The sequence below is a fragment of the Pedobacter ginsengisoli genome, assembly GCF_030244015.1.
GTDB classification, from domain to species: domain Bacteria; phylum Bacteroidota; class Bacteroidia; order Sphingobacteriales; family Sphingobacteriaceae; genus Pedobacter; species Pedobacter ginsengisoli.
On the sequence record NZ_JASSYX010000001.1, the window covers coordinates 261963 to 281241 of the forward strand.

The 19279-nt window shown below is 43.3% G+C and carries 17 protein-coding genes; 6 read left to right on the forward strand and 11 right to left on the reverse strand.

Translation table 11 applies throughout. From position 1 onward, the window contains the following. Positions 1–3: 3 nt before the first annotated feature. The gene (locus QEP08_RS01070; protein ID WP_285054753.1) at positions 4–867 is read right to left on the reverse strand and encodes an AraC family transcriptional regulator; all 864 of its coding nucleotides are present in this window, start codon (positions 865–867) and stop codon (positions 4–6) included. 147 nt (positions 868–1014) lie between these two features. Between QEP08_RS01070 and QEP08_RS01075 the strand changes: the two genes are divergently transcribed. The 3 genes from QEP08_RS01075 (at position 1015) to obgE (ending at position 3551) form a co-directional block, all read left to right on the forward strand. Beyond that, complete coding sequence (locus QEP08_RS01075) at positions 1015–1830, forward strand: phytanoyl-CoA dioxygenase family protein (RefSeq protein WP_285054755.1); 816 nt, start codon at positions 1015–1017, stop codon at positions 1828–1830. A 139-nt stretch (positions 1831–1969) separates the two neighbouring features. Beyond that, complete coding sequence (locus QEP08_RS01080; protein WP_285054756.1) at positions 1970–2539, forward strand: adenylate kinase; 570 nt, start codon at positions 1970–1972, stop codon at positions 2537–2539. Between the two features lie 7 nt (positions 2540–2546). After that, positions 2547–3551: a GTPase ObgE gene (gene obgE, locus QEP08_RS01085; protein ID WP_285054759.1), complete on the forward strand. Its 1005-nt coding sequence runs from the start codon at positions 2547–2549 to the stop codon at positions 3549–3551. An 18-nt stretch (positions 3552–3569) separates the two neighbouring features. On the opposite strand, the gene QEP08_RS01090 is transcribed toward obgE, so the two are convergent. The 10 genes from QEP08_RS01090 to QEP08_RS01135 form a co-directional block, all read right to left on the reverse strand. After that, positions 3570–4793: a TCR/Tet family MFS transporter gene (locus QEP08_RS01090; RefSeq protein ID WP_285054761.1), complete on the reverse strand. Its 1224-nt coding sequence runs from the start codon at positions 4791–4793 to the stop codon at positions 3570–3572. A gap of 59 nt (positions 4794–4852) precedes the next feature. Continuing rightward, on the reverse strand, positions 4853–5398 hold the full coding sequence (locus QEP08_RS01095) for a WcaF family extracellular polysaccharide biosynthesis acetyltransferase (RefSeq protein ID WP_285054762.1): 546 nt from the start codon (positions 5396–5398) through the stop codon (positions 4853–4855). Next, positions 5367–6767 (reverse strand): exosortase Y, encoded by a 1401-nt coding sequence (xrtY, locus tag QEP08_RS01100; protein WP_285054765.1) that lies wholly within the window; start codon positions 6765–6767, stop codon positions 5367–5369. The genes QEP08_RS01095 and xrtY overlap by 32 nt, the downstream gene beginning before the upstream one ends. Beyond that, positions 6764–7921, reverse strand: coding sequence for an XrtY-associated glycosyltransferase XYAG1 (locus tag QEP08_RS01105; RefSeq protein ID WP_285054768.1), 1158 nt, complete (start codon positions 7919–7921; stop codon positions 6764–6766). The genes xrtY and QEP08_RS01105 overlap by 4 nt, the downstream gene beginning before the upstream one ends. Further along, entirely contained in the window at positions 7921–9339 is a 1419-nt protein-coding gene (locus QEP08_RS01110) for an exosortase Y-associated Wzy-like protein (RefSeq protein ID WP_285054771.1), read from the reverse strand. The genes QEP08_RS01105 and QEP08_RS01110 overlap by 1 nt, the downstream gene beginning before the upstream one ends. Beyond that, a complete protein-coding gene (locus tag QEP08_RS01115) occupies positions 9323–10453 on the reverse strand; it encodes a glycosyltransferase family 4 protein (protein WP_285054773.1) in 1131 nt (376 codons plus the stop codon). The genes QEP08_RS01110 and QEP08_RS01115 overlap by 17 nt, the downstream gene beginning before the upstream one ends. Continuing rightward, positions 10444–11196: an ABC transporter ATP-binding protein gene (locus QEP08_RS01120; RefSeq protein WP_285054776.1), complete on the reverse strand. Its 753-nt coding sequence runs from the start codon at positions 11194–11196 to the stop codon at positions 10444–10446. The genes QEP08_RS01115 and QEP08_RS01120 overlap by 10 nt, the downstream gene beginning before the upstream one ends. 4 nt (positions 11197–11200) lie before the next feature. After that, positions 11201–12049, reverse strand: a complete 849-nt coding sequence (locus QEP08_RS01125; RefSeq protein WP_285054779.1) for an ABC transporter permease — start codon at positions 12047–12049, stop codon at positions 11201–11203. 63 nt (positions 12050–12112) lie between these two features. After that, the gene (locus QEP08_RS01130; protein WP_285054781.1) at positions 12113–13219 is read right to left on the reverse strand and encodes a glycosyltransferase family 4 protein; all 1107 of its coding nucleotides are present in this window, start codon (positions 13217–13219) and stop codon (positions 12113–12115) included. Beyond that, the gene (locus QEP08_RS01135) at positions 13216–15573 is read right to left on the reverse strand and encodes a GumC family protein (protein ID WP_285054783.1); all 2358 of its coding nucleotides are present in this window, start codon (positions 15571–15573) and stop codon (positions 13216–13218) included. The genes QEP08_RS01130 and QEP08_RS01135 overlap by 4 nt, the downstream gene beginning before the upstream one ends. Before the next feature lie 165 nt (positions 15574–15738). Here QEP08_RS01135 and QEP08_RS01140 point away from each other — a divergent pair, with 165 nt between their 5' ends. The 3 genes from QEP08_RS01140 (at position 15739) to QEP08_RS01150 (ending at position 19114) form a co-directional block, all read left to right on the forward strand. Further along, positions 15739–16497, forward strand: coding sequence for a glycosyltransferase family 2 protein (locus QEP08_RS01140; protein ID WP_285054787.1), 759 nt, complete (start codon positions 15739–15741; stop codon positions 16495–16497). A gap of 311 nt (positions 16498–16808) precedes the next feature. Beyond that, positions 16809–17804 (forward strand): type I glyceraldehyde-3-phosphate dehydrogenase, encoded by a 996-nt coding sequence (gene gap / locus QEP08_RS01145; protein ID WP_285054788.1) that lies wholly within the window; start codon positions 16809–16811, stop codon positions 17802–17804. 116 nt (positions 17805–17920) lie between these two features. Next, positions 17921–19114 carry a phosphoglycerate kinase gene (locus tag QEP08_RS01150; RefSeq protein WP_285054791.1) on the forward strand — a complete coding sequence of 398 codons (1194 nt, stop codon included), beginning with the start codon at positions 17921–17923 and terminating at the stop codon, positions 19112–19114. Positions 19115–19279 lie beyond the last annotated feature (165 nt).

Genomic DNA, 19279 nt, shown 5'->3' on the forward strand with positions numbered 1-19279 from the left:
TACTCAGAGGTCTTTTCTGAATTCCTTCCTGTATTTTAACGGGCTTAACTTCATTTTCCTTTTGAATAGTTTATAGAAATGGGAGAGATCGCCAAAGCCGTTATCAAAACAAATGTCGGAGATGGACCTGTCTGAATAGATGAGCTGCTGTATGGCATAGTTGATCCGGTAATCAGTGACTGTTTCTATGAAGGTCTTTTTGGTCGTCTTTTTATAATATTTGCAAAAAGCATTTGGGGTCATGCTGACCAGTGCCGCGGCTTCATCCAGTAAGATCTCGTTCTTGTAATTGTCTATAATATAGCCAAGCACGGTATTGATCCGTTCCGATCTGGCACCGGAGGCATGGGAACTCAGGCCTTGCTGGTCGAGCAGTATATAGTCTTTTGACGTGGCAAGCGCGTAAAGTATATCCAGAAGCCCCAATAATCTCTTAAACGAATTTTCTTCAAGTGTCAGGACCAGTATTAGTTCATTGATGACCCTTGCCGTTTGTCCGGTGAACTGAATGCCATGCATGCTTTTTTGAAGGAGGTGGGCAATCAGTGAAAGTTCAGGTTTGCCCAGGAAATCATTGCCCAGGAAATCGGGTGCAAACTGGATCACCACAGCTGATACGTTATCGTCCTCAGCTGTTAATGGCTCATTTTTCCAGCAATGCGGCAAATTGGAACCGAGCAGTACCAGGTCGCCATCCCCGTATGCTGCCATATGATTGCCGACATAACGATTACCTTTGCCCTTTACAATCAGGGTAAGTTCATATTCCGGATGAAAGTGGTACGGTGCTGTAAATTCGCTAAACTGGCGCAGCAAAAAAGAATGAGTGGTGTAGGGATTTAGGGCTTCGAATGACGCTTTTGCCATACAGATTAGTTCATATTTTCATAAAGTTAGTGTTTGGATTTTGTAAATGGATAAAAAAAACCATTAAAAGACCAATTTCCTCCTTTTGCAAATTCCGGTTTAACCTTTATTTAGCGGTAACCAAATATAAACACTGAACGCATTGCTATGTCAACAATAAAACTACCTGAACTCAGCACCCGCTATCCGATCACGTCTGCACAGGCTGCGGCATTCCGTGAAAACGGACACATCCTGACCCCTGGTATTCTGGATGTAGAAGAAATGGTGGTCTACCGCGATGTGATCAACCAGGCGGCCCTGCAATACAATACAGAAAAACGGGATATAGAAGAACGTGATACCTATGGAAAGGCTTTTCTGCAGATCATGAACTTGTGGGAAGTCGATGAGGCCGTAAAGCAGTATACCCTGGCTAAACGAATGGGTGGCATCGCAGCTGACCTGCTGGGCGTGGACAATGTGCGGATCTATCACGACCAGGCTTTGTTTAAAGAACCGGCGGGTGGCCCGACACCCTGGCATCAGGACCAGTATTACTGGCCGCTTGATACGTCCGACACTGTAACGATGTGGATGCCCCTGGTAGACATCAATGTAGACATGGGGATGCTTACGTTTGCCACAGGCTCCCATAAGAAAGGGGTAGTATTTGACTATGAAATTTCTGATGAATCTGAACAGGAATATGAAAAATACGTAAAGGAAAACGGTTTTCCGATAGCCCGTTCTGCTACCATGAAGGCCGGCGACGCCACCTGGCATTATGGAAATACCATCCATAGCGCGCCGGGCAACAAGTCGGGAACCATGCGTGAAGTGATGACCATCATTTATATGGCCGACGGTGCAAGGGTGGCCGAACCTAAAAACAGCTGGCAGGTCAATGACCGCGAACGCTGGCTGATGAACACGCCTGTAGGTCAGCTTGCTGCTTCGGAGATCAACCCGAAGGTATTATAAACGGCTTTTTAACTGCCTGGGGGATATTTCATGAAGTTGTAGGAACTGAAACTCAATTAAAATCCTATATTTGCAGCCTGAAATAGATTTGGATCCTGGTCTGATGACACAGGATCTTTTACACTTAAAGACAACCCGAATGCTGAATTTTGTTCTCTTTGGCCCACCGGGTGCAGGCAAAGGCACCCAATCAGAGAAATTGATTGATAAATATCAATTGGTTCACATTTCAACCGGCGACCTTTTCAGGGCCCACATCAAAAACCAATCTCCATTAGGACAAAGAGTAAGTGCTTTAATTGCTGAGGGACAGCTGGTTCCGGATGCGATCACTATTGAGATGCTGGAAGAGGAAGTGGACAAAAACCCGCAGGCCAAAGGTTTTATCTTTGACGGATTTCCGAGAACTGTGCCCCAGGCAGAGGCGCTTGATGAATTTTTAGAGGGTAAAGGCAGTTCCATCGCGGGTGTGATCGCACTGGATGTAGATCAGGATGAACTGACCAAACGGATCGCCCAGCGTCAGCTGGAAACAGGACGTGTGGACGATCAGGCAGACAAGCTGCAAAAAAGAATTGAAGAATATTTTAGCAAAACTATACATGTTTTGCCATACTATGAAGGTCAGGGCAAGTTGAGTAAGGTAAACGGTATCGGCAAGATCGACGATATTTTTACTGAGCTCTGTGCGGTTGTAGACCAGTACTAATCAGGTTATGTCCCAGGGTTCTAATTTTGTTGATTATGTAAAAATATGCTGCCGCTCCGGTAAAGGAGGAGCGGGATCGGCGCATTTGCACCGTGATGTGAGGACCGCTACCGGCGGACCCGATGGGGGTGACGGTGGCAGGGGCGGACACATTATCCTTCGCGGTAATGCACAGTTCTGGACTTTGCTGCACCTGAAATACCGCAAGCACATCATTGCGCAGGATGGTGCTCCGGGTTCCAGTGCAACCTCTACCGGTAAGTCCGGTAAAGATGAGATCCTCGATGTACCTTTGGGTACCATCGCAAAAGATGCGGAAACCGGCCATGTCCTGTTTGAAATCACAAAAGACGGAGAAACCAAAATATTGACCCCCGGCGGAAGGGGCGGGCTGGGCAACTGGCACTTTAAAACGCCGACCCAGCAGACACCAAGGTTTGCGCAGCCCGGCGAACCAGGTAAGGAAGAATGGATGGTGCTGGAATTAAAAGTGCTTGCAGACGTCGGACTGGTAGGTTTTCCAAATGCAGGTAAATCTACATTGCTGTCTGTACTTTCGGCAGCAAAACCTGAAATTGCCGATTATCCCTTTACCACTTTAGTCCCTAACCTGGGCATTGTTTCCTATCGCGACAGCAAGTCATTTGTAATGGCCGATATTCCTGGAATTATTGAAGGTGCTTCTAACGGTAAAGGATTAGGATTCAGATTTTTGAGGCATATTGAAAGGAACTCAGTGCTGTTGTTTATGGTGCCTGCGGATACTCATAGGTCCATTACTGAAGAATACGAAATCTTAAAGTCAGAGCTGAAAGATTACAATTCTGAACTGATGCAGAAACCACATTTACTGGCCATCACCAAATCTGATCTGCTGGATGAGGAACTGGTGGCTGAAATGAAAAAAGAGCTTCCTGCAAATATACCTGCCATCTTTATTTCGTCCGTTGCCCAAAAGGGCATGGTAGAATTGAAAGATATGCTTTGGTCAGCGATTAACGCGCCGGTTTAAGCGGGTGCGTTTTCAACATTACAATGTCTTTTTTTCCTGGCTCAGTACTCTGTAGGTAATAAAAATGCTCATCAGCATGCATGCTGCGCCAATCAGAAAATGTATGCCCGGAAGATAAAACGGTGCCTTATCAGAGGTGAAGTAAGCAAATGTGCTGTTCATGATCAGAGGGCCTATGATTGTGGTGAGGCTCATCAAACTCGTAAGTGCACCCTGCAGCTCGCCCTGTTGGTTTGAAGGGACATGTCCGGATATGATAGATTGCAGTGACGGACCGCATATACCACCCAGGCAATAGGGGATTAAAAATGCAAACATCATCCAGCCTTCGGTGGCAAATGCAAACAGGACCAGGCCCAGTGCATATAGAGACAGGCCCAAATAAATACTTTTTTCATTTCCGATTTTCGGGTTGATGACCCTGGTCAGTCCTGCCTGTACAGCACCTACAAGTACGCCCACGACTGCCAGGGAAATGCCAACCATTTTCTCACTCCAGTTGAAACGGTAGATCGTAAAGAAATTCCAGTTGCCCTGTACGGCCTGTGCTCCAAGGTAGATCAGGAAAAAACCAAGGGCAAGCCCGCCGATTTCCGGGTGACGGGTCAGGAATTTCAGGGAACCAAAAGGATTTGCACGTTTCCATTCAAAGGGTCTGCGGTTTTCCCTGCTTAAAGATTCAGGCAAAAAGAAATATCCGAAAATACAGTTGAGCAGACATAGTGTAGCAGCAGCATAAAAAGGTGCCCTGATGCCCCAGGTAGCCAGTAATGCGCCCAGCGCAGGGCCGAGTACGAAACCGAGTCCGAAAGCTGCGCCGATCAATCCAAAATTCTTGGCCCTGGTGGTTTCGTCCGTGCTCACATCAGCAATGTAAGCTGTCGCTGTCGTAAAACTGGCACCGGTGATGCCAGCAATAATTCTGCCTATAAACAGCCAGCCGTAAGTTGGCGCCAGTGCCAGGATGATGTAGTCAATCCCAAAACCCAGCAGTGAGGACAGCAATACCGGTCTGCGGCCAAATTTATCACTCAGATTTCCGATTACCGGTGAGAACAGGAACTGGGTGATCGCAAAAACAGAAAGCAACAGGGCACCGTAGGTGCTGGCCTCATTAACAGGTATGCCCTTTAGCTGGGCGATGAGGTCTGCCATTACAGGGATGATCAGGCCCCAGCCCATTACATCAATCAGTAAAGTGATAAAAATGAAGCCTAACGCGGCTTTACGGGGAGCTGCCATATGGAAATAAAATGTTTAAGGGCTTGCAAGGTAAGGCTTTTGCTTTATCTTCTGAAATTTTAATGTCGCCTGCGTTTCGCCCTGGCCGGATTGCCCTGGTAAATGGTATTCGGCGCAAGGTCATTTGTTGCTACCGATCCGGCGATCAAAACGGATCCGGCCCCCATCCATACACCGGGCCCTACCGTTGTGTTGGCGCAGATCCAGGCTCCGGTTTCAATAAGAATAGGCTTTGTGATGAGATCGAATTCCGGCGATCGGTAATCATGGTTGCCCGTTAAGAGCATTGCGCGCTGAGAGACGCAGACATGAGTTCCTATATGGACCTGATCGAGGTTCTCAATGTAACAATCGGCCAGCCAGGAATGATCTCCAATGCTTAGTTTCCAGGGATATTTTATATAGATATGTGGTTTGATCCTGACATTTTTTCCTATCTGCGCTCCAAAGCACCTCAATAGGATGACCAGTAAACTGCTAAAAGGAATTACACCGCTGCGGAATAACAATAAACTGGTCAAATACCAGAATGCCTGTTTAAATACAGAGGCCCCTGTTTGAAATTCTTTCTTATCAAAGTTCTTTTTTAGCCGGGTAGTGTGCATAGTAGTTTGTCCAGGTATAAACAGAGATGGCAAGGGTGAGGTATAATGAATAATTAAAAAGATCATGATGATCTATGGCAGTTCTTTTATGGGTATAAAAAATAGCCAGGAGCACAAATCTTAAGGTGTTCAGCACCTGAATTCCGGCAAGTCCGAACAGCAGGAATTTGATCCGGGATGTTAAATCCGACGGGAAAGAAATTACAAACGCGGCAAAACAGCTCATCACACCATATCCAAGGCAGGAATAGACGATTTTGAAACCTGAATGGTCTTTGACCGTAAGTCCGTAAGAAGTAGTGTGGACTAAATATCCGAGGGATTTTAAAATTCCGGCGGTTGAGCTGATGCTGAATTTTCTCCAGGAAGAGATGTAATTTAAATGCAGGTCTGCGAACTCAGAATAGTACCCTCCTGGTGTGATAATGGCAATATGAACAATATTAAATATATAAAAAATGAGGAAGAGGCTGAGAAAGGTAATTAGGAATTTAAGAGGACCCGGTTTGTAGATTTTATTGATGGAATTTTTCTCTTCTATTTTGATATCGACTATCAGCCTAAACCAGAAAGCCTGCAAAAAATGAAATATAATTCCTGTCTTGCCGTCGAGAATTCCCAATTGAAAAGTCATCCGATAGCTGAAATATAAAAAAGGCCTGAGGTAAACTGGCAGTTGAAACCATATCTTTTTTAACCAGGCGTTGTGTTCATTTGGCGAACCCCACAATCTAGGTCTTACAAGGTTGTTTATCTGTCCGCCCCTTCTCGCAAGATCTTCGTCTGCCAGCAGGTCACTATACCGGTTGTGCTTGTCTATCCAGAAACTGATCTGGTTTTCCTTTAAGTTTTCTTCAATGAGATAAGCCTCTTTCCAAAGTATTGTTTTTCCCGGAACCTGGAAACGATGATCCATATTTTCCGTCAGATCGGAGTATCCGGCATCATATCTGAACATTTTCAGAAGAAACTTGGGGTAATAGCCACCATACCTGATCCATTTGCCTTTGAAGTAGTTTTTCCGGTTGAAATAAATGCCGTCAAGATCAGCATAGTGTTCATCTTTAAATTGCCGCAGTCGCATGAGCAGTTGGGGAGAAACGATCTGGTCAGCATCCAGGCAGACTACCCAGGGTGTGCTGATCTCAAATGAGGTTAGAGCCGCATTCCATTGCCTGGGATGATTGATAAACGGGTGATGCTTTGTGTTTACTCCATATTCCTGACAAATGTCCAGTGTTTTGTCTTGACTTCCTGAGTCCAGCACGCAGGTTTGGGCGTTTAACGGAGCTATGGAATCCAGCAGACGCCTGATGTTGAGTTCCTCGTTGAATGTCAGTATGATAAATGATAAATGGGGATTGGTCATAATGCATGCTTGTATAAACTTAAGTATTGCTCAATTATTCCTTTTGAAGAGAAGTGCGCCCTGATTAGTGCAGGGGCAACCCGGTTTATTTTTTTTCTTTTTTCAGTGTCGTTAAAGGCCTGGTTTAGTGTTTCTGCGATTGCTTCGGCGTTCAATTCCGAGACCCAGCCTAAATCGTGTTTAAGAATAAATGGTGCAAGTCCTACTTCTCTGGAAATGGCGACGGGTGTGCCCATTATCAGGCTTTCTGCTATGACATTTGCAAAGTTCTCGTTGTAGGAGAAAAGTACTAAAAGATCATTTTCAGCAATCACCTGATATTTATCACAATCGTTGATATGACCCTTCCAGATTATCGAATCAAAGATTTTTAATTCCAGGGCAAGGAGCTTCATCTTTTTTAGGTATCCTTCCCGTCCGGTGCCCGCTATAGTGAGCTGCCACGGGAAGTCTGCTTTATGGAGTGCTTTGAACAGGAGTTCGAGCCCTTTTTTTTCTTCAATTCTGGAAAGAAACAGCAGGTTGAATTGATCCTTGCTGCGCGCATAATTACCTGCTGAAACACTTTTGGCTACGGTGGAAGGGAAATGTACCAAATTGGGTATTACTGTAATATTCGTCTGATTTTGAAGCTTTAAAAGGTCTTTGTGCTCTTTTTCGCTGGTCGCATGAATCTTGCAGTAGTTGACCAGTGTTTTTCCAATAAGAAGATGTATAAGCGCTTTAAACAGCTTATTTCTGTTGCCGAGCGTGTATGGGCTGAGCATACCCCGGGGCGAAAGTACTACTGGTATGTTTTTATATTTTGCAATCAGGCAGGAGAATAAGGAGGTAAGGTTCCACCATGAGTGAATATGTATGATCAGTTCTTTTTGGTTTTTTGTTGTTGTATTGAGCATATGCCATAACAATGATGGTGAAAAGTGCGTGTGGTCTTTGGTATACCTGTTAAAATGTGTGATGCTGACACCGCCAATGGTGTGCGCTTTTGCAGTCTGGAAAGAAAGCTCCTCTTTCCCGTTGGCAGTTGTGGTGATTACTTCCACGTCCTGATTTGATTTGGTTAAGGCCTCGCACAATTGAGCAATAGCAGAAATGGTACCTCCATAGATAAACGCAGGTTTGTAGGAAGGGGTAATGTGTATTATTTTCATTAGTATATAGGTGTTAATGTCTTTGTCCTTCTTAAAATCCAGTGAATGATCATCATCAGTATATAACTATAGAGGATATTGTTTAATAAGAATTCAAATGTATTTCCACGCCACAATGACTGGAACAGACTGTTGAAAATGACGACGCAGCCCAGGTCATATCCGCCAAATAATTTCTCCGCCCTGTTGCAAATGGATTGTGCCAGAATTCCATAAATGAGCATTGCAATGAAAACACCAGAGGGACCGGCTATGAGATAGGCATCAACTACTGGCCTTGTTTTGGCTGAAACGGATGAGGCTCTGCTGGCAACGCCGGCTTCATATACCCTTTCCATGGCAAGACGTTCTGTATTTGGTTTTTCATGCCATAATGCCCTTGGGACAAGGGCGGTAATTGAATTTTCAATGATCTGCAATCCATAATACGGATGTTGTGATGGCACCTGCTTTACGTATACTGTAAACATCCCGATTTCACTGAAACGATTGGTCAGAAATTCCCAGTTGTTGCTGATGATCTCATTCTCATTGTGTTCGTCAAAAAAAGTCTGGTAAGCTTTTGCACCGGCCTGCTGCCTTGTCTTTTTTTGTATCCACGATTGATTACGGATCACGGTAGTAAACGTGGGTAAAACATACAACAAAATATAAATGCCGGGAACTGCAAGTACAAGAACGGTTCTTTTAAAATATGGATAAGCGAGGAAAGCGATCAGGATTACATTAAGGATGACAGCCTCTTTAAAACCGCTGAGTGTAGCAGGGATGATATTTAAACCAAATGTAGTGATTCCGAAAAGGATGCAAAATCGGTGTTTGTCTGCGATTCCAAGTATAAAAAGATATGCGCTGCAGCTGAGTGCAATATTTAACAGCGGCTGTTTAAACTGAAGGAGTTCAGGGGTTAGGGTCAGAAAGGATGCGGTGAGGTGTGTCAGAATGCAGATTTTTATGAGCAGCAGAATCTGCGCAGCGGAGACTCCATATTTCACCGGCGGAGCGTATTTGGTCATTGACAGAATCCCGGTCGAAAGGGCAATGTGACCAAGCAATGCCAAACGCTGACATTTGGCAATTCTCGCTGTTTGCTCGCCGGCCTGAAAGGCTTGCCCGTTTATATCTGTCAGGTATTCGTATCCGAGGTGGTCAAAAAAGTAAAAAATAGAGGTGCAGCACATGAAGCCGGCAAAAATGAGCTGGATCAGTACAATTGGCCTCATGGCCTGCTGCCTTTTAGGACGATCCGCGCTAAATTGACTAAACGGAGAGGCAATGGTTAAATAGAAGATAAGAAATGAACCCAGCCAGGCAACAAAATAGGACAGCACAGGGTGATAGCTGACCAGCTCTGAGATGATCCAGGGAATGTATAAAAGAACAATTACATTTTTGGTTAAATTATATCGATAGCGCACGTAATATACCTTTTACTTGTGTTTCAAAATTCCAATTCTGTATGATGACTTTGGATGATTGTCCTTTTTGTGTGAGTTTGGCTTTGCTGTGCGTTAATTTGACCAGTTTTTGTTTAAGGTCCGCGATGTTGTTGCTTTGGAAGATCATTCCGTTAGCAGGTTTTATAAGGTCTGCCGCTGAACCGACCATGTCTGAAGCCAGTATGGCTTTGCCTGCTGCCATTGCCTCATTAATGGCCAGACCCCATGATTCACTTTTGGAAGGCATACAAAACAGATCACAGGATTGATAAACTGCGGGCATATCTGACTGGTTTTGAAAAGGGAGAAAATGAATTTTCTCATGCTGGTACGCACTTCTGAGATTGGCGGCTAATGGCCCATCTCCCACTAGCAAGAGATGCGTGTTGGTGAGTTGAAGCGCTGAAAAAGCTTTGATGAGCATTTCAGGATTTTTAGTTGCTGTAAATTTTCCGGAAAATAAGATGAGTATCTCGCTCTCTTTGATCTGAAATATTTCCCTGATGAGAAGTGTGGCCCTAGTGCAGGCAAACCGTTTATTGTCCACTGCATGGGGCGCAAAAATGAGCTGGTTGTTTTTGAACCCGTAGTTTTTGAAGTAGCGCTTATTGTTGATCCCGGTATAAAGGGCGTGATTTACACGGCTGTATATGTATTTCAATATTACTTTCTTCGTCAGCGATTTCAGCAGATGGTGTTGCCGGAGTGCTGTGGAGTCCCCGCGAAATAATATTCTGACTTTTCCGCTAAAATAATTTAAGATCTTAAAATGACTGTAATGTGCCCATCCGAAGATAAGGATGTGACTGGGTTCAAACTGCTGGACATTCCTAATCGCATCAGGATTTATTGTTCCAAAAAAATGGCTTGTGCTGTGTTTTCTTGCATTGTTAATTAGAAATTGAAAATCGTAGCCGTCCAGCAATGGAATATCCCATTGAATATTTAGTCCAAAACCTTTGTCGAAACTGATTTTTTCTCCTGCAGTGTAAAATACTTTTAATTCAATTACCTCTGCCAGCTGTTTAAAAACCGGGACGTAATATTGGATCGGGTGGGTGCAAATTATTGCGAGTCTGGGTTTTATTGACATGACAGTTGTCCGTTAGTGAGTTTGATCTCTTTATGGCATAGAGACTTGATGTTTTCCGAGTTGTGGCTCACCAGGATAATCGTTTTACCCTCATCGCGGCTTAGTGATTTTAGTTTTTTTATACATTTTAACTGAAATGCATGGTCACCAACGGCGAGTACTTCATCAATAATGAGGACATCAGAATAGAGGTGGCTTGCTATCGAGAAGGCCAGCCTGGTATACATCCCCGATGAATACCGCTTTACAGGAACATCTATGTATTTCTCCACTTCTGCGAAAAAAAGTATGGCATCTATTTCCCTTTTAATTTCTGATTTACGCATGCCCAGCATTGCTCCGTTTAAGTGTATGTTTTCTCTCCCGGTCAGTTCCGGGTGAAAGCCGGAACCGGTTTCTAACAGGCTGATGATATGTCCTGTTCCGGTGATTTTACCAGACGTAGGTGTGGTGATCCTGCTAAGTATCTTCAGTAATGTGCTTTTTCCGGCACCGTTATGCCCGACCAGGCCGACAACCTCAGCCTGGTTAATCTCAAAACTAATGTCCTTTAGTGCCCAGAAAACTTTTTGGGAGGCATTGAAGTTATTTTCAGAATTGGGTTCTGCCGGCAAATAGGGGTCGGCTTTTCCCCGGATCCCGGCAAGCCAGCGCTCAAAATCACGGGTAACCGTTCCTGTGCCGATTTTATCCGTAAAATAAGCTTTGGAGATTTTTTCTGCTTTTATGGCAATTTTCGTCATGGTATTAAAGCGTGTCTATAAAGTTTTTTTCGGCCTTATGAAAGGCGAGGAGTCCGGCAAAGAGCAGTGCAATTGTGGTCGCAGCTGACCCGAGCAGGTTTATCCAGCTGAAGCTGCCGCTGCCAAAAAAAGAAAACCGGAAGGTTTCTACGATGGCTGTCATCGGGTTCGCCAGTATGAGCCATCTCAGGTTGACAGGGACAGCAGACAGCGGATAGATTACCGGCGTTGCATACATGAGCAGTTGTATGGAAAAGGCCAGCAGAAAAGTGAGATCGCGGTACTTTGCAGTTAATGCGGCCATTAAAATTCCGATTCCCAGGCCCTGAAAGGCCATTAAGAGGGTAATCAGCGGAAGTAAAGCAATTGTCCACCTGTATTGAAAGTCGGTGCCATGTTCATGGAAAATGAAAATGCCTGTACATAGCAGTAATAATTGGATCGAAAATCTGAAAAGAAGGGAAAGTGCAATGCTTATCGGGATGATCAGCCGTGGAAAATATACTTTTTCAAAAAGTACCCTGTTGTCTTTAAAGACAGTTGATGTCCTGTTCAGACACTCGGCGAAATAGTTCCATGTGATGATGCCGGACAGGTAGAATAACGGCCGGAAAATGCCGTCTGCGGGTATTTTTGACAGCGTCCCAAAAATGAGGGTAAATACGCCCGTTGTGAGCAAAGGCTGGATTAAAAGCCATAGCGGACCAAGTATGGTCTGTTTGTATAATGCTGTTATATCCCTGTGCACCAGGCAGTAGATCAGGTATCTGTAATTCAATATTTGTTTTAGTTTAAAGTCAGTAACTGATCTTGTTGACTGAATAGTCCAGGATTGACTATTGTTGTTCTTCATCTGTTTATATTTTTCATTGGTGGAAAGCTATCCTAATCGTGATGGTTTCATTAGTCTGACGGACTAGCGGAACAGCATATGTTTAATTTTTCTTCTGTATCGGGGATAGCCAAAATGCTTTAGCGTCAGCGTTTGCATTGTTTTTCTAGTTTGTGCATCGTTTTGAAAGGTTAGATTTTGCCGTATGGCCAGATACAGCTCATTTTGAGCTGCTGGGTTAACCATTGTCCCGAGTTTCCCTTTGAGCATTGCATCGGAACTGCCATCGGCATTTCCGGAAATGATGCGGCAGCCGCATAATGCAGCCTCTATAAGTACCAGCCCAAATCCTTCCTTTTGACTGGGAAGGATAAAAATGTCGGCCAGTAGATAGTGGTCCAAAAGCTCTTCTTCAGGGATAAAACCGGGAAGGGAGACACTTTGACCAAGGCTATTCTTTAGAATGAGGTGGTTCAGCCGGTCAAATTCCTGTTGGTCCGATTCGCCGCAAAGCAGGTACCTGACGTCAGGAAAATCAACTGATAAACTTTTCATCAGAAGGATCACCTGATCGTATCCCTTGAAATGTTCGTGTTGACTAAGCCTGCATATGGTCAGCAATACAGGCTGGTCTTCAGACAAGGCATACCGCTCAATAAGATACGCAGGCTTATCAAAATTGGCTGGGGGCTGAAGAAAAGGATCCAGGCAATTGTTGATCACGCAGCTGGATTTTCGAATGCGGTGCCGTTTGTCAAGCATTTGTTTGGTATAATTGCTCACAGACCAGATGTGTACATGTCTCTTAATAAACCATTTTTTCCATATTGGTAAATTTCTCCAGACTTCGGTGCCATGAGCAAGCATGACAATTTTAGATCTTTTGTTGAAAACCCTGATGAGTAATGCGATTGAAATCAAATTGATATGGCTGATGATGATTGCCGGACTGGTTACCCCGGTGATCAGAGAATTGAATGTAAATGCGATTTTACTGCCCTTAAAAGCTTTGAACTGCAAACTGTTAATATATTTTGGGTCGGATTTTTCTCCGTGAAGACAGAATGCATTGAAATTGCGGCCAAGGATATCCTTAAAACAGTAACATAATGTTCTGCAGACTTTTTGGACACCGCCAGTACTGTCAAATGTATTTAATGCCAGAAATAAAACTTTTGCTGTCTCATTCATGACCGAAGATATTCTTTATGATATGCGCCATATGTTTGATTTGGATAGTAATAGGAGCCTGTCGTTTGTTTTTCCTTATAGAAACTACCGCGATAACCATCTTCTTTATAGTCATTTAAAATGATGGCGAAATTGGAGACGCCAAATTCTTTTTCCAGGGTTTTGGGACTCAGCGCAAAATAATGCCGGGAAACACCATAACGTAAAATAAAGAGGTTGATGTCAGCCATTTTAATCAGCGGTTTTCCATCTGTTACCAAACCAACAGGGGCAGAATCAAGGATGATAAAATCGTATCTGGCCTCCATTTTTTTTAACAGCTGTTCCATTTTCAGGCTGTGCAGCAGTTCTGCAGGATTTGGAGGGATTGGGCCAGATGGTATAAAGTCAAGGTCGGGCAGGGAGGTTCGTTTAATGATGCTTTCTAAATCACTTTGGTCAGAGAGGTATTGGCTTAACCCCATATTGTTACTGAGATCGAATGCGTGATGGAGTTTTGACTTTCTCATATCTGTTGCGATTAACAGTACGCTCTTTTTAACCAGCGTGAGTGATGCTGCAATATTTAACGATACAAATGACTTGCCTTCACCGGAGACCTCGGAAGTAATGCATATGATCTTGTTTTTTTTCCCTGATGCCAGGAAACTTAAATTACTTCTGACTGATCTTACTGATTCCGTAAAAATTGATCTCAAATCGTTTAGTATGGGAATTTTTTCCCCGCTTTCTCCGGATGAATATTTTCTAATGATCCCGATTACAGGGACGTCAGTATATTCTTCAATCCCCTGCCTTGTATAGATGCAGGAATCAGATATCCGCAGGAAAAAGATCAGGCTTACTCCAAGAACAAGGCTGATGAGTACAGATGAAGTATAAACTTTTAGAGGAATTGGTGATATCGCTTCTGCAGGGAGGACTGCATTGTCGATAATAACAGCGCCTGAGGTTACTGCGGCTCTGGAAATCTGCGCCTCCAGCTGTTTTTCAGAGAGATAATTGTATATTTTTTGGTTAACATCAAATCTGGATTGTAAATTTATGAGTTCCCGCTCTGTCTTTGGCAGGCCAATAAGATTATTGCGGATGCTGTCAATTTGTATATTTAGTAAGGCATGTGTCTTAATATTGTTCTTAAGTTTTGAGGATATGTTATTGCCAATGGCTTGCGTAAATGTGTTGATCTCTTCACTGGTCCTTTTTACTTCGGGTGAACTTACAGTATAAAAATTGAGCAGTTGTTGTTTCTTAATAATCAGATCATTGCATTTGGATATTAAAATGTTCAGTTGTGGATCTGAAATGTCTTGCGGGCCGTAGTTCAGGTTATCCGGCCCCCCGGGTTTATGCAGGCTTTTTTCAAATTCGGTTACCATTATGGTCTGAATACCCAGGGCATGTTTCTGGGTTTCAAGCGTAGTTAAAAGGTTGGAAGTCGTGTTTAAAGCCGAAGAAATAGTTAATAAGCCGTTATTTTTTTTAAATTTCTGGATCGCCTGTCCGGATGCCGTTACTGCTTCAGACATTGTATCCAATAAAGAACCGATGAAAGTTTCAGTTTGAATCACAGAAGCTGCCCGTTGTAATTTGTCAAATTTGAGGTACTGACAGAGGATTGCGTTCAATATGTCCCTTGCGAAATAAGGATTTGCTGCGGTAATCTTTAGATTTATAATATTGGTATTTTCTGTGTCTTCGATACTCAGCTCATTTACAAGCTTTCGTAATGACTTTTCAGCAGCGTTAATCCTGAAGATGTATATTTTTTCTTTTAAAATACTTGCGGGCCTTTCAATTTTGAATTCGAAATTACCTGCACAAACTGTTTTGCCATATTCGAAATATTTTGATTGTTTTTGACCCCCGTTTAAAAAGGTCAATTGATACCCGTCCTTATTGATGTGTTCAAATTCAAAATCGGAATTTGCATTTTGTCCTTCATTGCTCTTAATAATGTGTATGCGCAGGGGCTTTTCCGGATAGACATCTATAATGCGGAATCTCTCCTTTTTGAAATAGGCGATATCGTAATGAATCGAGGCCAGGGCCTGCTGCAGGACATTTCTCGATTTAAGTATAAATCGTTCTGACTCTGCTTTATTCGTCCGGTCATAGATGTTCCTGACATTTATGAGTTCGGATAGTTCCGAACGTTTTTCCTCAACTTTTACAGATGCGGAAGCTGAATATAATGGTTGCTGATAATGGATATATATGGTTCCTGCAAGCAGGCCAAGAAGCAACGACCCAACTAACCAATACCATCTGCTAAGGACGATCATCCCTACTTTCCTGTAGCTAATGTTTCCTGGCATCTGAAAATGGGTAACCCTGGCGATTTCTTTTTGCATTCAGTTTCTATTATTGAATAAGCAATTCTGTGCAGTCTATCAAAATTTGATGTGGAAAATCAAAATCTTTATTTTTCCTTTAAAATATTGATAATTACTTCAAAATATTTGTAATTGTTATTTATGGTTGATTTTACTATCATTGTGGCAAATATATATATTAATATGAAAGTCACAATAATAACTGCTGTTTTAAATTGTGTGGGATATATAGAGGATTGTATGATCTCCGTCCAGAGTCAGGGTTATAGAAATTTGGAGCATATTATTATTGACGGAGGGTCGGTAGACGGGACTCTCGATGTTATAGAAAAACATAAAGATTGTAGAACTTTTGTCTTAAGTGAGGCTGATCTCGGAATGTACGACGCTTTAAATAAAGGAATAGCAATCGCGGAGGGAGATATATTGGGAATATTAAGCGCTGATGATAAGCTTGCGGATGATAATGTTTTATCGGCCATTGCTGATCGTATCAAGATTGGCGATTGCGACGCTGTTTACGGACATCTTAATTATGTCTCCAGAGATGGGCGGGGAGTCATAAGAAGAAAATGGAAATCAAAGCCTTATTTTCGCAGCTGTCTTGAAAATGGCTGGATGCCGCCGCATCCCACTTTTTATGTCAAAAAAAGCGCACTTGAGGGCAATACTTTTTATGCGCTGAATTACGGTACCTGCGGAGACTACGATTTCATATTAAATTTGCTATACAGGAAGCAGATCGAGGCAGTATGTATTGACAAAACACTGGTATACATGAGGAAGGGCGGCATGAGTAACGGACCGCTCCTGAATGTTTTGATGTCGTGGGTGCATGACTACAGAATCCTTTCAGATCATCAAATTCCCAGACCGTTGCGTGCAGTTTTTCTAAAAAAGATCCGGAAGTTAAAGCAATTCAGAATATCAGCTTTCAACTAGCCGACTAAGCAGGGATACCCGCCGGCGTTTGTGATTTGTTGCTAATGCACCTGCATTAACACTAGGTAGTATCTGCCTTAACCTCATAAACGCAGCACACCCATATCCGATACACATCACACCCGGGGTTGATAGGGTCTCGAACTTGTCAACCCCGGCTAAGTTCCGTGTCAGGTATGGGTGCGCTGCAGGTTTTGGGGTAAGGGCACAGCTGTTCCGGACAATACTTTAAGAAATGTCATTTCCCAAGGTAAAATTAACGTTGCTACTCAGAATATCGGTACTTTTGCAGCCAGAGCAAAACAAGGAAAATGAACATCGCAATTAATGGTTTTGGAAGGATAGGACGCATATTTTTGCGTACTGCTATTGAAAAAAACATCAATATTATAGCCATAAACGATCTGGGTGATCCGGCCGCTTTGGCCCACCTTTTTAAGTATGATACGGTGCACAGAGGTTTCAAAGGTACGGTCAGTGCCGAAAAAGACGGTCTGGTCATTAATGGCAAAAAGATTCTTGTTTATGCTGAACCTAATCCTGAAAACCTGCCCTGGAAGGAATTGAAAGTTGACCTGGTACTGGAGTCGACGGGTAAATTTGCAAGCAGGGCAGGAGCAGAGCTCCACTTGCAAGCCGGTGCAAAACAGGTACTGCTGTCTGCGCCGTGCGGAGATAAGGATGTACAAATGGTAGTACTTGGGGTAAATGATGAGCAGGTCGACCTGAAAGCGCAAGTGCTGTCCAATGCATCCTGTACTACAAACAATGTGGCGCCGATGGTAAAAATACTGGATGACAATTGGGGCATCCTGGACGGATATATCACTACGGTACATTCAATGACGGGAGACCAGAACCTTCACGATGCCCCCCATAAGGATTTGCGCAGAGCAAGGGCGGCTTCTGCCTCCATTATTCCAACCAGTACAGGAGCGGCAAAAGCCATTACCAATATATTTCCTCATTTGGATGGTAAATTGGGCGGGGCTGGGATCAGGGTTCCGGTTCTGAACGGATCCTTAACGGATTTTACCTGTATTCTTAAAACCGAAACTACCATAGAAAAAATCAATCAGGCTTTCAAAAGAGCGTCAGAGCTGGAAATGAACCAAATTCTGGAGTATACTGAGGATCCGATAGTATCGGTTGATATTTTGGATAATCCCCATTCCTGCATCTTTGACAGTCAGCTTACTTCTATAGTGGGCGACCTGGTAAAAGTGGTGGGCTGGTATGACAATGAATCCGGATATTCGGCCCGTCTGGTTGATGTCGTTGAGAAGATCATCAAAAGCAATGGTTAGATAAATTTTGCTTTTCCGCATGGACATCCGCTAATGGTTCTTATATTTGGCACGATACCAAACAAGGGTTGGAGCCCGTAATTTTAAACCAATCGATACAAAACAAAAATTAAAGAATGAGAACAATAGATCAATGCAATTTTGCCAATAAAAAGGCTTTAGTCAGAGTAGACTTTAATGTCCCTTTGGATAAAGAGTTTAATATTACTGATGACAAAAGAATGCGTGCAGCACTGCCGACAATTAATAAGATTCTTAATGATGGCGGAAGCGTGATATTGATGTCTCATTTGGGAAGGCCGAAAGGCGGTCCTGAAGATAAATACTCTTTGAGGCACATTCTTGGTGATTTGTCAAGGATGCTTGACCTGGAAGTGAAGTTTGCCGATGACTGCATTGGGGCTGAGGCGGTTGAAAAGTCAAAAAATCTAAGCCCGGGACAGGTCCTTCTGCTTGAAAACCTGCGCTTTTACAAAGAAGAAGAAAAAGGGGACAGGGATTTTGCTGAGAAACTGGCTGCCCTTGGAAATGTTTATGTAAACGATGCTTTTGGTACTGCGCACAGGGCGCATGCTTCCACCGCGATTGTGGCTGAATTTTTTCCTAAGGACAAATATTTTGGCTATCTGATGGCTGAGGAATTGAAAAATGCGGAGAAAGTCAATCATGGGGCTGATAAACCATTTACTGCAATTATGGGCGGCGCCAAGGTGTCAGATAAAATTTTGCTGATTGAAAGTCTGCTGGATAAAGTGGATAACCTGATCATTGGTGGTGGTATGGCCTATACTTTTGCCAAGGCTCAGGGAGGAGAAATCGGAACTTCATTGCTGGAAGCTGACAGGATGGAATTGTGTTTGGAGCTGATGGAAAAAGCTAAAGCGAAAGGTGTAAATTTAATTTTGCCTGTGGATACGGTCATCGCTGACAAGTTTGATAATGACGCACAAAAAGGAAATGTTGATGCTGGTCAGATCCCGGCGGACTGGATGGGTCTTGATATCGGCCCGAAAACGGTAGAATTGTTTTCTAAAGTGGTCGCAGAATCTAAAACTTTGTTGTGGAACGGACCGATGGGCGTGTTTGAGATGGCTAATTTTGAGCAGGGAACACGTGCTATAGCTGATGCTGTAGTGGCTGCTACTCAAAACAATGGGGCATTTTCCCTGATCGGCGGTGGTGATTCTGCTGCGGCAATCGCTAAGTTCAATTTAGAAGATCAGGTGAGTTATGTATCAACAGGTGGCGGTGCGTTACTGGAGTACATGGAGGGTAAAGAATTGCCTGGTGTCAAAGCAATAAATGATTAATCAATTTGATTAGTTTTAAGGACAGGCGTTTCGTTTTTTACGAAACGCCTGTTTTTTTTACCACCTTCTCCCACTGCGGTTTAGTGGGTTTTTGAATCAAAAATGGGGTAAAGTGGTAGCATTTTAATATGTGGAAAACTTTTTGTGGTAGGATGTGGTAAAAAG